15 protein-coding genes are annotated in these 15100 nt (G+C 55.0%); 4 read left to right on the top strand and 11 right to left on the bottom strand.

What is annotated here, in order from left to right; translation table 11 throughout:
* Positions 1-26: 26 nt before the first annotated feature.
* Positions 27-764 carry a YoaK family protein gene (locus J7G73_RS05445; RefSeq protein ID WP_291245527.1) on the bottom strand — a complete coding sequence of 246 codons (738 nt, stop codon included), beginning with the start codon at positions 762-764 and terminating at the stop codon, positions 27-29.
* A gap of 175 nt (positions 765-939) precedes the next feature.
* Here J7G73_RS05445 and J7G73_RS05440 point away from each other — a divergent pair, with 175 nt between their 5' ends.
* A complete protein-coding gene (locus J7G73_RS05440; protein WP_291245526.1) occupies positions 940-1392 on the top strand; it encodes a DUF188 domain-containing protein in 453 nt (150 codons plus the stop codon).
* Positions 1393-1466: 74 nt separating this feature from the next.
* Here the strand turns inward: J7G73_RS05440 and J7G73_RS05435 are convergent, their stop codons facing one another.
* Both J7G73_RS05435 and J7G73_RS05430 read right to left on the bottom strand, forming a co-directional pair.
* On the bottom strand, positions 1467-2783 hold the full coding sequence (locus tag J7G73_RS05435) for a permease prefix domain 1-containing protein (protein WP_291245563.1): 1317 nt from the start codon (positions 2781-2783) through the stop codon (positions 1467-1469).
* The gene (locus J7G73_RS05430; protein WP_291245525.1) at positions 2770-3117 is read right to left on the bottom strand and encodes a PadR family transcriptional regulator; all 348 of its coding nucleotides are present in this window, start codon (positions 3115-3117) and stop codon (positions 2770-2772) included. Before J7G73_RS05430 ends, J7G73_RS05435 begins: the two co-directional genes overlap by 14 nt.
* Positions 3118-3296: 179 nt before the next feature.
* Here J7G73_RS05430 and J7G73_RS05425 point away from each other — a divergent pair, with 179 nt between their 5' ends.
* The 3 genes from J7G73_RS05425 (at position 3297) to J7G73_RS05415 (ending at position 6865) form a co-directional block, all read left to right on the top strand.
* Positions 3297-3701: a GNAT family N-acetyltransferase gene (locus J7G73_RS05425; RefSeq protein ID WP_291245524.1), complete on the top strand. Its 405-nt coding sequence runs from the start codon at positions 3297-3299 to the stop codon at positions 3699-3701.
* A gap of 313 nt (positions 3702-4014) precedes the next feature.
* The gene (locus J7G73_RS05420) at positions 4015-4962 is read left to right on the top strand and encodes a carbohydrate kinase (protein WP_291245523.1); all 948 of its coding nucleotides are present in this window, start codon (positions 4015-4017) and stop codon (positions 4960-4962) included.
* Positions 4963-4966: 4 nt separating this feature from the next.
* On the top strand, positions 4967-6865 hold the full coding sequence (locus J7G73_RS05415) for an alpha-amylase family protein (protein WP_291245522.1): 1899 nt from the start codon (positions 4967-4969) through the stop codon (positions 6863-6865).
* A 141-nt stretch (positions 6866-7006) separates the two neighbouring features.
* Here the strand turns inward: J7G73_RS05415 and J7G73_RS05410 are convergent, their stop codons facing one another.
* The 8 genes from J7G73_RS05410 to J7G73_RS05375 form a co-directional block, all read right to left on the bottom strand.
* Complete coding sequence (locus J7G73_RS05410; RefSeq protein WP_291245521.1) at positions 7007-8215, bottom strand: phosphopentomutase; 1209 nt, start codon at positions 8213-8215, stop codon at positions 7007-7009.
* Entirely contained in the window at positions 8212-9366 is a 1155-nt protein-coding gene (locus J7G73_RS05405) for a YhfX family PLP-dependent enzyme (RefSeq protein WP_291245520.1), read from the bottom strand. The genes J7G73_RS05410 and J7G73_RS05405 overlap by 4 nt, the downstream gene beginning before the upstream one ends.
* Positions 9366-10418, bottom strand: a complete 1053-nt coding sequence (locus tag J7G73_RS05400; RefSeq protein ID WP_367113954.1) for an aminotransferase class V-fold PLP-dependent enzyme — start codon at positions 10416-10418, stop codon at positions 9366-9368. The genes J7G73_RS05405 and J7G73_RS05400 overlap by 1 nt, the downstream gene beginning before the upstream one ends.
* Positions 10419-10479: 61 nt before the next feature.
* Complete coding sequence (locus J7G73_RS05395) at positions 10480-11349, bottom strand: phosphotriesterase (RefSeq protein ID WP_291245518.1); 870 nt, start codon at positions 11347-11349, stop codon at positions 10480-10482.
* A 105-nt stretch (positions 11350-11454) separates the two neighbouring features.
* Complete coding sequence (locus J7G73_RS05390) at positions 11455-12774, bottom strand: YhfT family protein (protein WP_291245517.1); 1320 nt, start codon at positions 12772-12774, stop codon at positions 11455-11457.
* 18 nt (positions 12775-12792) lie between these two features.
* Entirely contained in the window at positions 12793-13155 is a 363-nt protein-coding gene (locus J7G73_RS05385; protein WP_291245516.1) for a DUF2620 family protein, read from the bottom strand.
* 100 nt (positions 13156-13255) lie between these two features.
* Positions 13256-14734, bottom strand: a complete 1479-nt coding sequence (locus J7G73_RS05380) for a serine hydrolase (protein ID WP_291245515.1) — start codon at positions 14732-14734, stop codon at positions 13256-13258.
* An 82-nt stretch (positions 14735-14816) separates the two neighbouring features.
* Positions 14817-15100, bottom strand: a 284-nt coding sequence (locus J7G73_RS05375) for a PRD domain-containing protein (RefSeq protein WP_291245514.1), incomplete at its 5' end; no start/stop codon positions are given.

Raw genomic sequence — 15100 nt, 5'->3', positions numbered from 1 at the left:
TAAGAATGCGGGGCGTTTTCATATATTCAATGACCGGCCGGTTTTTGTTCCATACGATCCTTTTCTTCACCCAGATCCGCCTTCAGCAGCGCTGCAAAGACCACCGCCAACGGAATCAGCGTAAGCCAGATGGAGCGGCCGCCCAGCAGGTGGGCAAACAGGCTGCCCGCAGATGCCCCCGCAAAGAAAAAGATCAGCATCCGCAGATGCACAAACAGCTTTTCCCGATGGGAATGGTCGCCGGCATGCCGGTGCTTTACTTCCCTTGCAAGGCCGATGCCAATCTGCCGAATATGGTTGGTGGCAAAGGTGGTTGCAACCGGAATGCCCTCTGCCTGGCGGAAGGTATTGTATTGCATGGAGACCACAAAATTGATGACTACCTGAGTGATCTGCACCGGGGCGGAGTCCGGCAAAAAGCCCAGAAACAGCACCGCCAGCATCTCTACCAGAATCAACAGCGTATCCCACCGAATGGCCAGTCGGTGCTTGACCGGATTCGGTACCAGCTCAGACAGAAACGCTCCCATCAGATAGGCAGAAATGGGGATCACATAGTACAGTGTTTCCTTCCATTTTCCCGCACCCAGGGCAAGTCCCATAAGCACCACATTGCCGGTCTGTGCGTTGCAGAACACGTTACCCCGCAGCAGATAGGTATATGCACCCCAAAAGCCTGCTACGGTGATCAGCGCGAAATAGATCCACCGTTTTTCACAGGTCAGATAATGCGGTTCACTCCATTTTGATTCCGTCGTTTGCATGCGATATGATTCTTCGATTCCAGCCAGGCTTTGTAGCCTTCGGGCCGCATTGCCTGACATTTTGTTCCTTTCGCATGATAGCACAATTTTTGCGGCAGTTCAAATACCTGGTTTCTGTGGTATACTGAAAAGCGTATATCCGGTGTTTGCCGGTAATTTGCCGGGAGGAATAACAATGCCCACTGTTTTGATTGATGCTGACGGTTGCCCCGTGGTGGACTGCACCCTGCGCATCTGCCGTCCGCTACAGGTCCCCGTGCTGATTTTGTGCGATACCGCACACCAGATCCAGCGAGAGGGTGCGCGGACACTGGTCTTCGACAAGGGCATGGATAGTGTGGACTTTGCGCTGGTTAATCGCGTCCGCCCTGGAGACATCGTCATTACCCAGGACTACGGACTTGCCAGCATGTGCCTGGCCCACCGTGCCCGCGTGCTCAATCAGAACGGGCTGGAATACACGGCGGACAATATCGATCTTTTGCTGGACCGCCGATGGCAGAACAAAAGGCTTCTGCGGGCAGGCAAGCACCCCAAGGGACCCGCCAAACGAACCAGAGAACAGGATGCGGAATTTGCCCGGGTGTTCGAGGCACTTGTGCGGGAATGTCTGTTATCTGCCGAATAAACATAAAATCAGGCGGGCCTCCCTTTGTTATTCGAGGAAGGCCCGCCTTGTTTATGTTTTACGAGGGCTGACGCTTATCGTTCAATCCGCAAAAGCCGAATGGTGCGCTGGGGCTGCTGCGGGTCCCTGACCCATGCACCCGTGCGCAGTGCTCCCAACATCAATCCCAGCAGCAGCGCATCCAACTGCAGCGCTGTGGTGCCGCGGGACAAAAACGGAAAGGAAAGCGTGCCCCAAAGTCCGTAGCCCATATTCGCATAGGCATACACAAAGGCCTGCAGTGTAACGGTAAGCGTGGCGGCCAGTACCAGCAGCGTACCCAGCATGCTTCGCTGCCGCATTGCCCTGATGACGCCGAATACACCGAACGCCAGCACCAGAAGCATCAATGCGGCAAAAGTCCCCAGACCAAATTTCTGAATTCCATACAATAGCGCGTAATTTTCGGAGAGGTCTGGGATCACAGACAGGTCCGCATTGCCCTCTCCCCAGAACACGGCCTGCGCAACAGCTTCCCGTAAGCGGCAATAAATCAGGCCTGTGTCCGCCGCATCCTGCCCGGGATTCAGAAACACCTGCAAACGGTTCTCTCCCACAGATAAGAAAGCAACGGCCAGTGCACCGGCAGGAAGCAGCACCGGTGCAACGATCTTCAGCACGGGGTGTCCCTGCTTTGCGCCAAACCAGTTTTTTCGAATGGCCGCCGCCAGCATAACCCCTGTCGAGGCGCTGTAAATCAGCAAGCCGGACAGAGTGGGAACCATCAGAAGAATCAGTGCAAACGGAAGATATCCCAAAACGCTGAGCAGGATTCCACGCGCGCCCAGCCCTTTCATTCCATAAAGAAACAGCCCGTAAGCAGCCGGGAATACCAGCGCCAGGTAGCAAAGATACAGAGAAATGGGATTCAAGTGAAAAACCGCAGCCCCTGCCACTGGTTCAGCCCCAATCAGCAATACAGCCGCAAATGCCAGAACACCCAGATAAATCTCCATTGCATGCTTGCCCAGCAAGGAGATGTCCCCGAAATAGCCAAGGGCAAACAGTCCCGCCGCCACTGCGTAGGAAGCCAGCGGCGCCATCTGCCGGGTCAGCGCGACCTGAAGTGCCGCTCCCAGCACCAGAAAAGCCATCATGGCAAGCAACAAAAACCAGGGCGTTTGCGGGCGGTGCGCCCAGTCCAGCGCCTGCCCCACTTCCCGGGCATCGCCCATCTGCTCGATGGCCATTCGGGCCGCCTGTTCCTGCCCGTGCCCCTGCTCCATATAGGCCTCCTGCTGGTCCTGCAGGTGCTGCTCCAGCTCCCGCATCACTGCCGGGCGAGCCCGCTTCCAGCGGATCTGCTCCGCCGCCTGCCTGCAATACTCTGCAATTCTGTCATTGGGCAGCATGCGCGGCACCCCCTTTCAGGATTTTTTCCATAGCGGTAACAAAACTGGTCCATTCCTTTTGCTTTTCCTGCAGACGCAGACGCCCGGCTTCCGTTAGATGATAATACTTGCGAATACGGTCCTGTGGGGCCCGCTGCTCGTAGGATTCCACCAGTGCCTGCTTTTCCAATGTATGCAGAATGGGATAAAGCGTCCCCGCCTTGAAATCAAAGGTGTGGTCGGAGCGCTCCGCCAGCGTTTCGATCATCTCATAACCGTACATATCCCGCTCTTCCAGCAGCTTAAGAATCAGCGTGGTGGTACTTCCGGTTAAAAGACTTTTGTCGATTGGCATAGTTTCACCTCCGTATATATAGATTATCTATATATACTTATATTCGATATAATCACTTTTGTCAAGCAAAGGTTCATCATGTCTACACAGCGGGCAGCGATATGCTTGCCATGAAGCCCTGCTTCGTGGTACATTAATAAAACACAGTACACGCCGGTTTTCCGGCAGGAGGCGATATTATGCTGGAATGCAGACAATGTGCAAAGTTGCCCCAGGAAGCAATACTGATCCGCCAGGAGGTTTTTGTGGAAGAACAGGGCTTTGAGGTGGAATTTGACGAGGTCGACTCGATCGCACGGCATATTGTTTTATTTGAGGACGGCATACCCATCGGCACCTGCCGCGTTTATTGGAACGAGATCAAAGCTTCTTATGTGCTCGGCCGGGTAGCCGTGCGAAAGAATTTCCGCGGCCGCGCCTTCGGCCGAAGATTGCTGCAGGAAGCGGAACACTTGGTTCACTCCCTGCAAGGCACGACACTTTGTCTTGCCGCTCAGGTGCGGGTCAAAGCATTTTACGAAAAGCAGGGTTACTCAGCAGCCGGGGCAGAATTTCTGGATGAAGAATGCCCTCACGTTTCATAGCTCCCCGCGGTAAGTGACCCGGAGTGCATCAGCAAAACCAACAGCCGGAACCGATTTGTTTGGTTCCGGCTGTTTTCTTTTCCTGGCAACAGGATAGGTGTTTATTGCTGTTTTGCGATAATTAACAAGAAGCATTCCGAAATATTTCACATTTTCAAGTGCCTTTGTGTAATTCATCAATTTTCCCGCAAAAAATTTGTGAAAACCGGCCCTGAGGAAATATCCGAAAGGAATTGTCAATCGTTTTAACTTATGCTATCATACAACTCGAAATAACTTTGTTTGCAATATAATTTTAAAAGCATTTAATGAGGTGATCGTTACGACGGACATTACAACAATCGGCGAGGTCCTGATCGATCTGACGCAGACCGGTGTCAATGCTCAAAATGTTCCCATGCTGGCCGCAAATCCCGGTGGCGCTCCCGCCAATGTGGCCGTAGCCGCCGCCCGCCTGGGTGCGAAAACCGCCTTTTGCGGAAATGTAGGACGCGATGGCTTCGGAAACTATCTCTCGCAGGTGCTGCAGGAAAACAACGTGGATATTTCCGGTCTGCGCACCAGTAAAACCCCGACCACCATGGCGGTGGTCACACTGTCGCAGGAGGGTGAGCGTTCCTTTCGCTTCGTTCGGGGCGCAGATGCCGAATTCTCCCCGGAAGAAATCGATGTCCGTAGTCTGGCAAACACCAAGGTACTCCACTTCGGTTCGGTGAGTCTGACCGTCGGAGCGGCCCGTTCCGCCACCATCTTTGCGGCCCGGCAGGCCCGCCAGCAGGGCGTACTTGTCAGCTATGACCCCAACTACCGCGAGGCTCTTTGGGAGAGCGAAGAAGAAGCAGTGGAATGGATGCGTAACCCGCTGCCTTTGGTGGATGTGATCAAGCTTTCCGAGGAGGAACTTCCCTTGCTGACCGGCACTGCCGATCCGGAAATCGCAAGCCAGCATCTGGAAGATTCAGGCATTAAACTGGTTCTGATCACCATGGGCGAAAAGGGAGCCTTCTACCGCTGGCAGGGAGCAACTGGTCTTGTGCCCGGCGTGACCACCACAGTCGCTGATACCAACGGCGCCGGCGACACCTTCCTTGGGGCAGCACTCAGTCGCCTGACTGCTCGTGGCGATCATCCCCTGGAAAACTTGACCGTCGAAGAATTGGAGAAGGTTCTGACCTTTGCCAATCGGGCGGCATCCATCACCTGCTCCCGCAGCGGAGCAATTCCCGCTATGCCCACATTAGACGAATTGGAGGAAGAATAATCCGATGGCAAAGAGCACGAAGAGAAGTTCTACCCCGCGCAAGAAAACCGACATCTCCCAGAGCGTCAGCGCTTTTGACCAGCGCTTGGGCAAATATTACGATGAACTGAAATGGCTGTATTGCGAACTTTACAATGGCGATACTGCCGCATTTGATTATTTTCTGAACATGCTCCGCCGTTGCTGGGATGAGCGGAAAGAGGATCTGCGTGCTCAGGACGCACGCCGGGAAGCCAATCCTGACTGGTACCGCCAGCGGGAGCTTTTGGGCATGATGCTCTACACCGGAGCCTTTGCCGGCACGCTGGAGGGCGTAAAGGAAAAGCTGCCCTATCTGGAGGAATGCGGCGTCAACTATCTGCATCTGATGCCCCTGTTGGAAAGCCCGAAAGGCCGGAGCGACGGCGGCTATGCTGTGGCAAATTTCCGCCGAGTTCAACCTGAATTGGGCACCATGGAGGATCTGGAAGCTTTGGCGGACGCCTGCCGCGCCAAGGGCATGAGCCTGTGCCTGGACTTTGTGATGAACCACACCAGCGAGGATCACGAGTGGGCCAGAAAGGCCCGGGCTGGTGAGCCCGGCTACCGGGAACGGTATTTCTTCTATGATAATTGGGACATTCCCAACCAGTTTGAGAAAACCGTTCCTCAGGTGTTCCCCACCACCGCTCCCGGCAGCTTCACCTGGCTGCCAGACTGCAATCAGGTGGTCATGACTTCCTTCTACCCCTATCAGTGGGACCTCAACTACGCCAATCCCATGGTGTTTAACGACATGACGGAAAACCTGCTCTACCTCACCAACCGGGGCATTGATGTGATCCGTCTGGATGCTGTTCCCTACATCTGGAAACAGCTGGGCACCAGCTGCCGTAATCTGCCGCAGGTTCACACGCTGGTTCGCATGATGCGCATTGTGTGCGAGATCGTCTGCCCCGGTGTTCTGCTGCTGGGCGAAGTGGTCATGGAGCCCGCCAAGGTGGTTCCCTACTTCGGCATCCCGGAAAAGCCCGAGTGCCACATGCTCTACAATGTGACCACCATGGCCACTACCTGGCACACACTGGCTACCGGCGACGTTTCGCTGCTGCGCCACCAGATGGACACTGTGTGTGCTTTGCCCCGGGAGTTTTTGTTCCTCAACTACCTGCGCTGCCACGACGACATCGGCTGGGGTCTGGATTATGCCTGGCTGGGCGGCCGCTTCGGATCCAATGAGGTTGCCCACAAGAAGTACCTGAACGACTGGTTCACCGGCAAGTGGCCCGGCAGCGACAGCCGGGGCGAGCTGTACAACGACGATCCTCGCCTGGGCGACGCCCGGCTCTGCGGTACAACCGCCTCTCTGTGTGGCGTGGAAGCTGCGGACTATGAAAAGGATCCCTTCAAGCTGGAACGCGCAATCGCCTGTGACCTGATGCTTCACGCATGGATGCTTGTCCAGAGTGGTATTCCCGTACTGTACAGCGGCGACGAAGTTGGCCAATTGAATGACTACTCCTATCATCAGGACCCCGAACGCTGGGACGACAGCCGCTACATTCACCGGGGCAATTTCCAGTGGGTGCTGGCCGAGCTGCGCCACGACAGCTCCACCCGCCAGGGCAAACAGTTCATGGGCCTGCGTAAGCTGGAAATGATCCGGGCCGCCGAGCCCGCCTTCGACAGCCGTGCGGATGTGTGGACCTTTGAGACCGGGTCCGAGCACGTTCTGGGTGTGGGGCGCTGGTATCAGGGCCACAAGCTGATTGCATTCTTCAACTTCAGCAACCAGTTCGTCACTGTTTCCAGCCCCGAGCAGGGCACCTTTGAGGAACTGGTCTACGGCGGAACCCGCAACAGCCTGCAGAATGTGGAGCTGTATCCCTTCGGGTTTGCCTGGTTCCTGAACCGTCAGGAGTAACGGCCCGCGCCATACATTCTCTTTTTGAATATCCATAGAGATAGAAGCAGCCCCGGCATCTTGCGATGCCGGGGCTGCTTCTTCTGTGTTTTTCTGTGTAGGAGAAATGTTTGCCGGAAATCCGGCTTATCTGTTTTGGCTTTATCGGATCAACGGCCAGAAGCTTTCGCCGTTCTGCGGAGCAGGTGCACCAAAGAAATCGCACACCGTAGCTCCCACATCCGAAAGGCTCTTTCGTAAGCCCAGAGAAACGCCCTCGACGCCCTTGTGATAAATCAGCAGCGGAACGTTTTCCCGGGTATGCCGGTTATGGCCGATTTCCGGATCGTTTCCGTGATCCGCCATTACCACAAGCACGTCCTGTTCGTCCAGAAGCGGAAGCATCCGGCTGATCTTTTCATCGGCAATTTCCAGCAGCTCCCGATACCATTTAGTATCCTGGCTGTGCCCGGCCAGATCCGTTTCCTGTACATTGGTGCAGATGAATCCGCGCTCCATGGTTCGGATCGCGTCGATGGTCAGATCCAGCACCTCGGCGGTTGGAACACAGGACACACTTCGCCCACCATCGTTTGCCACGATATCTGCCACTTTGCCAAGCAGCGTGACCGGCACTCCTGCATTGGTGAGAATGGTGGGTGCCTGCACACTTTTATCTACGCCGTAGCCCAGATGGATACACTGATATCCCTGCTCATACGACTTGGACTTCACCGCATGAATGCCGATGAACGCATCCGCACGGATCTCTTCTGCCGCCAGCACATCATCAATGGTGTTACCGGTGCCGCCGAATACGATTACCCGGTTCACGGTGGCAATCTCCCGCACCAGATGCCCGATCTCAAGCTCCTTTTCAAAGGGGATGCTGTCCAGCGGTGCGGTGCAGTTGTAAGCCATGCCGTAGTCGGCGTCAATGTTGTCGGCCACAGTCACATAATGATCCACCAGCAGATAGCGCAGACCATTTGTCTGGCGAACCTCCACCAGATGACCATGCGCTTCCAAATGCTCCTTGATCGCATCCACTTTTTCCTGGAAGGGCTGCACCAGCGGACGCTTGGGCAGCGTTCCCATGATCTCCTGATGCCCCATGAAAGTATCCGCACCGAAATGCATCAGTTCCGCCCGGCCTGCATTGGCCCTCGGAGCAAAATGCATCTGCGCACTTTCCTTTCCGAAGGCATTCATGAGACCCAGCCGTTCCAGTGTGGGCAGTTTTGTATCCGGGTACACTTTCAGGATACTGCCCAGCGTAGTGGCCACCTCATCGCCGGGGCGCGCCTGCTTGGCGTCTGCCATGGCCCCCATTCCAAATCCATCCAGCACGATTACGATAAACTTGTTCATTTTTCATCACCCTGACTGTCATAGATTCCAGCGATCACAGGCTCTCCTGTGGCCAGATTGTCCAGCAAAGCCACATCGCTGCGTGTAACAAATATCTGGAACCGGAACGCCATGATCACCGTCTCACCCACCGTACACGGTTTTTCCAGGCCAAAATGGTAATCGATGCTTTCCGCTGTGGGCGGAATTACCGCCATGCTGCGCATCCGGGATGCATCGGTTCCCACCAACGCATGCGCCACATGGCCCCGGCGATAAAATCCGCCGCCGTAGCAGTATCCCAGACCGTCAAAATTGTGGGATACTTCGCTCAGATAGGCGCAGCAGCTCTTTTCCGGCTGACTGGAATGTGCATGCAGCGGTGTTGTGCCGGTCAGACCATGCCCGGGTTCGCCGCAATTGCCGCCAAACTGCTCCATCAGTTCAAGTGTGGAAACGCAGGTCGCCGAAGGGGTGTTGATCACTTCCGGCTCTACCCCGTTTTCATGCAAAATGCCTTTGGCTTTCAGCACCGTTTGAAGGTTGGGCGTAGGCTCGATACGTCCCGTCTGTTCACTGTACAAAAAACAGGGGAAGGATGTGACGCCCACCACTTTAATTCCGGGCAGTGAACCAATCCGGGCCAGAAAATCCGGAAGTTCTGCCAGGCTGATGCCAGCGGTCTGGCCGGAATAGATGTGGTCATTCTCCCCTGTGACCCGGACCAGCAGCTTCTGGACTTTGCCCAGTTTCACCGCTGCCTCGTTGATCCTGCGCACCTTTGCCTCGGAATAAACCGTGATCACTTCGGGGCCATAGGCCACGACCTGTTCCACAAGAGCATCCGGAATCTGCACCAGATGGCCCACATTCCCAATGGGGATGTTATGGCGCATCATGATCTGAGCTTCGCGGAAATCCACCACCACGGCACCGGCATACCCCAGCTTTACCAGTTCCTGCGCCAGGCGCGGATTACGCCCCAGCTGCTTAAGCATAAAGTACAGACGGATTCCTTTCGCCTGTGCACTGTCCAGAATAGCGCGCGCATTGGCCCGGAACTGCTCAAGGTCCACCACATAGGTGTCCGGCAGAAGCTTGCACGACCGATGCAACGCCACCATGGCGTCCACCAGGCGGGGATTTTCCTGCTGCAGCTTTGACAAAAACATTATCTCACCCTCTTCATGGCTTCTTTCAGGATACGAATTACGGTATCATCGCCACTGCGCATGGGGTTGATCCGGATCATCCGGCTGGTAATGGTGGGGTCCATTGCGCGGAATGTTCCGGAAACACGATAGAACATCGGAACCAGCTCATACCGCGATTCAGCCCCGATGGGATTGGGTGCCGCCCCCAGCTTTTCGGCTTCGGCAAGCACCTGCTCCGCAATGGGCTCTTCAAATTCCACCAGCAGCACCTTGGACTGAGCATTGGCCAGGAAGGCATCCTTGATCCCGGGAAGTTCCCCGGCCAGCAGACGTTCCACCAACCGGTCGTTGACCCGGGCCTGAATTGACAGTGCCACCGGCGCATAAGTCAGCCCCCGCAGCACATCCAGCGCCTCATGCCCCTGCACCTGGCTACCGCCGGAATAATTGTATCGTACCAATTCTTCAATATAGCACTTTTTTCCCACAATGCAACCCACGCCTTCCGGCCCAAGCAGCTTGAAGGTGGAAAAACAGGACAGATCTGCCCCGCACTGAGTACCGATCTTGGACACCTTCATCACAGCGTAGTTATCGTCTGTGACCACCGGAATGGGTCGGCAACTCTTGATGGTGCGGATAACCTGCTCCATATCGTAGGAATCCTGCATGCTCTGCCGGGTATACTGAACCAGAGCGGCCCGAATTTCCGGATGCTGCTGCATGACCCGGCGAATCTCTTCCAGATCATTGAAGTCTGCGGCAACGGTGTTGATACCCTGCCGGGTCAGCGTGGTCTGGGTGGTGCTGTATACCGGACTGGTGTGCACGAGAAGAGTCTCTCCGCTGCGGATCACAGAAAACAGTGCGTCCGCAATGGCATCCGTTCCAGCTCCGCGAACCAGCATTGCCGCTTCGGCATCAAACACACGGGCGATCACCGTCTCCGCTTTTTTGGTGGTAACGGGCTTGTTCAGCCCCGGGACCACACCCAGGTCTCCCCGGGTGAGGATCTCGTGCCCGGCAAATTCCCGGGTGATGCTGTCCACGACTTTGAACTGCAATGCCATTGCCTCTTCTGTGGAAATGGCCTGCAATGGATATGTGTGCATTATGCTACCTCCCCTTGTGTCAGGCATCGCCCAGAATGCGGGCTGGATTGTGAATCAGCATCTGGTCCACACTTTCCTGCTTCATTCCCGCTGCACGCAGCATGGGCAGGAATGTTTCAAACAGATAACTGTAGCCGATGCCGCCAAATTCCTTCAAATGAGATTTACGGGTAAGATCCTCCGAAAGGACAATCTGCCCCATACGGCCTTCCCGCTCCAGCTCCATCAGATATTCTGCACGCTTTTCATCCGGGAAATAATTGTTTTTTCCCACGGTATCAAAACCGATGCAGATTCCGGTATCCAGAATACGCCGAATATAATCCAGATCACCGCTCAGGTCAATGTGACCCAGCACAATCCGGTCCAGCGGCAGGCCCTGTGCCCTGAAGAACTCGGCCTGCTCCAACGCATAAGTGCCGAGTGTAGTATGGGTATAAATGGGTGCGCCGGTTTCCCTGGCCGTGATGGCGGCCGCCTGGAACACCTTCTGCTCCATTTCGGTCATGCAGTTTTTGCTGGTACCGATTTCGCCGATCATACGCGCTCTGGGCCCGCCCTGAATCCCGCTGCAAAGCTCGCTCACCATCCAGTCAGCCAATTTTGAAACGGTCTGCTGATAGACACGCTCGGGCAGAAAGGGCTCTTTGTAAAAGCCGGTGGATTGCACAATGGAAATACCGGTCTCCTGCGCCATGCGGGCAATGTACTCCGGGTTCCGGCCCATGCCGTCGTTGGTCACGTCCACAATCCGGCGGACGCCCAGTTCATACAGATGCCGATACTCCTCTCTGGTCTGCTCATAGCAATCCAGGCGGCAGTCCGCATCCTGTTTTACCCCACTGAGATCAATGGTGGTATGTTCATGCATCAATGTATAACCAGTCATAGCGTTTTCCTTCTTTTTCTGGCAGCTTGCCCTCCATTACAGGACAGAGGGGGCTAAGTGCCCCCTCTGTTCATACACGGAGGAAATCACATGATCCAACTCACGTTACGCCGCAGGAATGGCAACAATGCCCAGAAGCAGCAGCACGTTCACCAGCAGGCCGAAGAGGATGCAGGCAACGGGACCAATGGCCATTTCCACAATAGGCTTCTTGGAACGGCGGTTCAGCAGAACGCAGCCGATTACGAACATCGCACCAATACCGGTAACGCCCACAGCGGCAGCGGTCTTTTCAGCGCCGATCACAGCACCCACCATCAGGGTGATCTCAATAACTTTCGTCATGGAAGTACGGATGTGCTCGCCCATATCCTTAACGCCGGGGAAGCGGTCCATACCCTTTGCGAACACGTTGATCAGCAGCAGCTCCACGATCATTACGCCAGCGCCCACGATCAGAGCAGCCAGAGGATACTTATGCAGCATCAGGCCAACCACGAACACGAAGGTGCAGCCGGCAGGAGCATACACACCGGTCACAATGGAAGTCGTGAACACCAGAGGAACGAAGCCGATGGCACGGGCCAGCGCGATCATGGTGGCGCTGCTCCAGTTTTCCTCAGCCACAGCGGCCAGAGAGGCGGGGTCGCCGGCTACGATACCGAAAGCGGTACCGCAGGCGATCAGGCCGCCGATCAGAGCCAGCAGCCCCCAGTTTTTGCGAATACGGCTCAGCTTGCCGGAGAATACCTGCGTGAGCTGTGCGTTGGCGTTGCCGCCCTCGCTTTTCACGTTTGCCGCAAAGGCCAGCATCATGATAACACCCACCAGCATGGCCATACCGTCGGCGTTCAGGGTGAAGCTGCTGCCCTCGCCAATGCTGAAGGTGCCGAATTTACGGAACAGGAACCAGGAAACCACGGTAACAACGGCGGTTGCAGCGCCCTTGCCAAAGCCGTGCTGATAAGCAACTGCCAGCGCCGGGAACATGGCGAAGGTAATTGTCATGAAACCGGAAACGGAACCCAGGTCGCTCAGGAAATTGTAGGGCAGGTGACCGAACAGGGTCACAACAAATTCCAGACCAACCAGAAGCAGCAGCCCGTATACGCCGCCGATCACACCAGACATGACCAGACCACGTTTGCTGTCCGGGCACCAGGTACCGATAATATCGGTGGTCAAAAGCAGGCAGTGGATCAGAATAATAGTTGCACCGATGGATGTGGGCAGGCCAAAACCAATTACCAGACCAAAGCTGATGGAAAAGCTGATCGTGGCCAGCTCTTTGCGGGAAATCTGCTTGTCATAATACTGCGGAACAACTGCGCGGAAGCCGTCGTTAAAAACGGCGATGCCGCGGTTTGCCAGCATGGAGGCCAACGCGCCAATGGCGACGATTACGATATATTTCAGAATATCCATAACAGTTCACACCTCATCTCATTTTTCCAGAATGGCTTTAAGCAGAACGGGCAGGACCATCTCGGCGTGCTGTGCGGTGAAGCCAAATGCTTTTTTCCCGCTCTTGACCGCGCCGATGATCTCTTCGTCCGGCAGGATTTTGCCGGGCATGGAAATCGTTGCACAGTTCTGGGCCCCCAGCAGCGCCAGTGCCATGGCAAGCGCACCACCGCCGCCTGTGTTGCAGGCGCCAATGTAATAATCGTACTGCCCTGCCTGCATTGCCATCACGGCATCCAGGTCATTTTTGATCTCAACCGTTGCCTGATCTCCCATAAACTTCTGGGTGAAGGCACAGATCTCCTGTTTATTGATCTGGCCGCCTACTACGATTCGGATCATGTAATCTCCTCCTAATTAAAAATTTGACCGGGTGCTATCTGTAAGCCATCTGCCTTGTGGGGAACCCCCTCCCCAAAGACGGATATGATTACCGTATGGATCAGATCCCCAGATAATCCTTGACGATCTGGTTCATATTCAACGATACCCAGGAATTGGTGTTGTAATAATTGCTCACGTCCTCTGCCCCACCGTTAGTCGTAGACTGGCGGAAACCAGCCTGCATCTTATTGGTCAGGCAGATGAAGATGTAATCATTGTCCGGGTCCGCAAACACCGTTGTGCCGGTAAAGCCATCGTGGCCGAATACCTTTTGCGAGGCGCTTTCACCCATCCAGCTTTGATCCAGCTTGAAGCCATAGCCGAAATCCTCCGAAAGAACCGGATTTCCCTGATCGTCGGTATGGTTTTCCTGGTAGGTGGTATGACGGGTGGTGAAAAGCTCCACGGTTTCGGAGCTGTACAGACGTACGCCGTTATATTCTCCGCCATTGAGCATGCACTGCAGCAGAATTCCCAGATCCTTCGCGGTAGAGAACAGCCCTGCGTGACCCGCAACGCCCTTGCCGCCCATGCCGGCATTGCCATCGTTCACTTCGCCAATCAGCGTGTAGTCTCTCCAGCCGGTGAAGTCCTCAAATGCCTGCGCATCCTTGGTGCAGTCATAGCCGCAGCCCGGCCAGTTGGCCTCATCCACCATCCGGTATTCATAGGGATTGCCCAGCGAGGTAGCCGCGATCTGGTCCTGAGTAAAACCGTTTTCAAGCGGTTTGTAAGTAGTGGAATCCATGCCCAGCGGCTTATAAACATTTTCCTTCACGAAAACATCCATGTCCTGCCCGGTAATAGCTTCCACCACAAAGCCCAGGGTCATGAAGGAGAAATCGGAATATTTGGGCTCGGAGCCGTCCGTTTTGAAGGTGGGGTCCAACTCCAGATTCTTGATATACTCCAGCTGCTCTTCCTTGCTGTCGCAGTAGAGGAAGGTGGCTTCCCACTGCGGCAAACCGGAGGAATGGGTCAGCAGCTGTGCAATGGTGATATCACCCTTGCCATTGGCTTCAAATCCGGGCAGATAGTCCGCAACCTTATCGTCCACAGACAATTCGCCCTGATCCACAAGAATCATAATGGACTGGGTGGTTGCCATAACCTTTGTCACAGATGCCAGATCAAACAGGGTATCCGTGGTCATCTCCCGGGGATTTTCGGTTTTAACATATACCGGGTTGGCGTAGGTGGAACCTTCCGCCTCGTAATCGGCATCATAATAATGGGCGTACCCGTATGCCTTTTCAAATATAGTTTTTCCATCCTTGATGGCCAGAACTACGGCGCCCATACCTTCGGAACCGTTGGGATATCCCGCCTCTTCCTTCAAGCGGGTATCCAGCTCTTCGTTCCAGAAAGCATCCATCTGTTCTTCCAGGCCGAGTTCTTCCGTCTGCCCACCTGCTTGTGGCGATGCGCTGCTTGCCGTACTTGACGTTTCGGGGGTGGAACTGCTCGCCGGGCTGCTGGTGCAGCCAGTGGTTGCCAGCATGCAAAATGCCAGCAGCAGGGCGATTGCTTTTTTCATCGTTCGATGACCTCCTTTGAAAACCAGTTGTTATCACGCTTTTGGTCAAAAAGCATTGCACCTTGTTGTTGCAGCGGAAATCTTATTCTGATAGCATATTGCAGATATGCAGCATAAGGAATCTGCGCTCGCTCTCCGGAAATTCCACAGACTGATTGGCAAACAGCTGTTCAATCAGGCGGCAGCCCGTCTCATATTCCGGGCATTCCACCACATCCTGCCACACCGCTTCATCCAGCTCTTCCACGACTTCACCCCGCCGGATACGCTCGGCTGCCATCGCCAGATGTGTGGTAAACATTGCCGCCGCATCTTCGTTGACCTGCGGATAGTTTTTCACAATAACGTCGATGGTGTGGTTGACAA

Origin of the sequence: Allofournierella sp. (assembly GCF_017889395.1) — a bacterium.
Classification (GTDB): domain Bacteria; phylum Bacillota; class Clostridia; order Oscillospirales; family Ruminococcaceae; genus Allofournierella.
This window is presented reverse-complemented; position numbering and strand designations above follow the sequence as displayed.

Excerpts from the sequence above, each read along its gene's own strand:
- J7G73_RS05415 (WP_291245522.1), top strand. The coding sequence starts at position 4,967 with ATGGCAAAGAGCACGAAGAGAAGTTCTACCCCGCGCAAGAAAACCGAC.
- J7G73_RS05380 (WP_291245515.1), bottom strand. The coding sequence starts at position 14,734 with ATGAAAAAAGCAATCGCCCTGCTGCTGGCATTTTGCATGCTGGCAACC.
- J7G73_RS05410 (WP_291245521.1), bottom strand. The coding sequence starts at position 8,215 with ATGAACAAGTTTATCGTAATCGTGCTGGATGGATTTGGAATGGGGGCC.
- J7G73_RS05390 (WP_291245517.1), bottom strand. The coding sequence starts at position 12,774 with ATGGATATTCTGAAATATATCGTAATCGTCGCCATTGGCGCGTTGGCC.
- J7G73_RS05435 (WP_291245563.1), bottom strand. The coding sequence starts at position 2,783 with ATGCTGCCCAATGACAGAATTGCAGAGTATTGCAGGCAGGCGGCGGAG.
- J7G73_RS05445 (WP_291245527.1), bottom strand. The coding sequence starts at position 764 with ATGCAAACGACGGAATCAAAATGGAGTGAACCGCATTATCTGACCTGT.
- J7G73_RS05440 (WP_291245526.1), top strand. The coding sequence starts at position 940 with ATGCCCACTGTTTTGATTGATGCTGACGGTTGCCCCGTGGTGGACTGC.
- J7G73_RS05395 (WP_291245518.1), bottom strand. The coding sequence starts at position 11,349 with ATGACTGGTTATACATTGATGCATGAACATACCACCATTGATCTCAGT.
- J7G73_RS05425 (WP_291245524.1), top strand. The coding sequence starts at position 3,297 with ATGCTGGAATGCAGACAATGTGCAAAGTTGCCCCAGGAAGCAATACTG.
- J7G73_RS05400 (WP_367113954.1), bottom strand. The coding sequence starts at position 10,418 with ATGGCATTGCAGTTCAAAGTCGTGGACAGCATCACCCGGGAATTTGCC.
- J7G73_RS05430 (WP_291245525.1), bottom strand. The coding sequence starts at position 3,117 with ATGCCAATCGACAAAAGTCTTTTAACCGGAAGTACCACCACGCTGATT.
- J7G73_RS05405 (WP_291245520.1), bottom strand. The coding sequence starts at position 9,366 with ATGTTTTTGTCAAAGCTGCAGCAGGAAAATCCCCGCCTGGTGGACGCC.
- J7G73_RS05385 (WP_291245516.1), bottom strand. The coding sequence starts at position 13,155 with ATGATCCGAATCGTAGTAGGCGGCCAGATCAATAAACAGGAGATCTGT.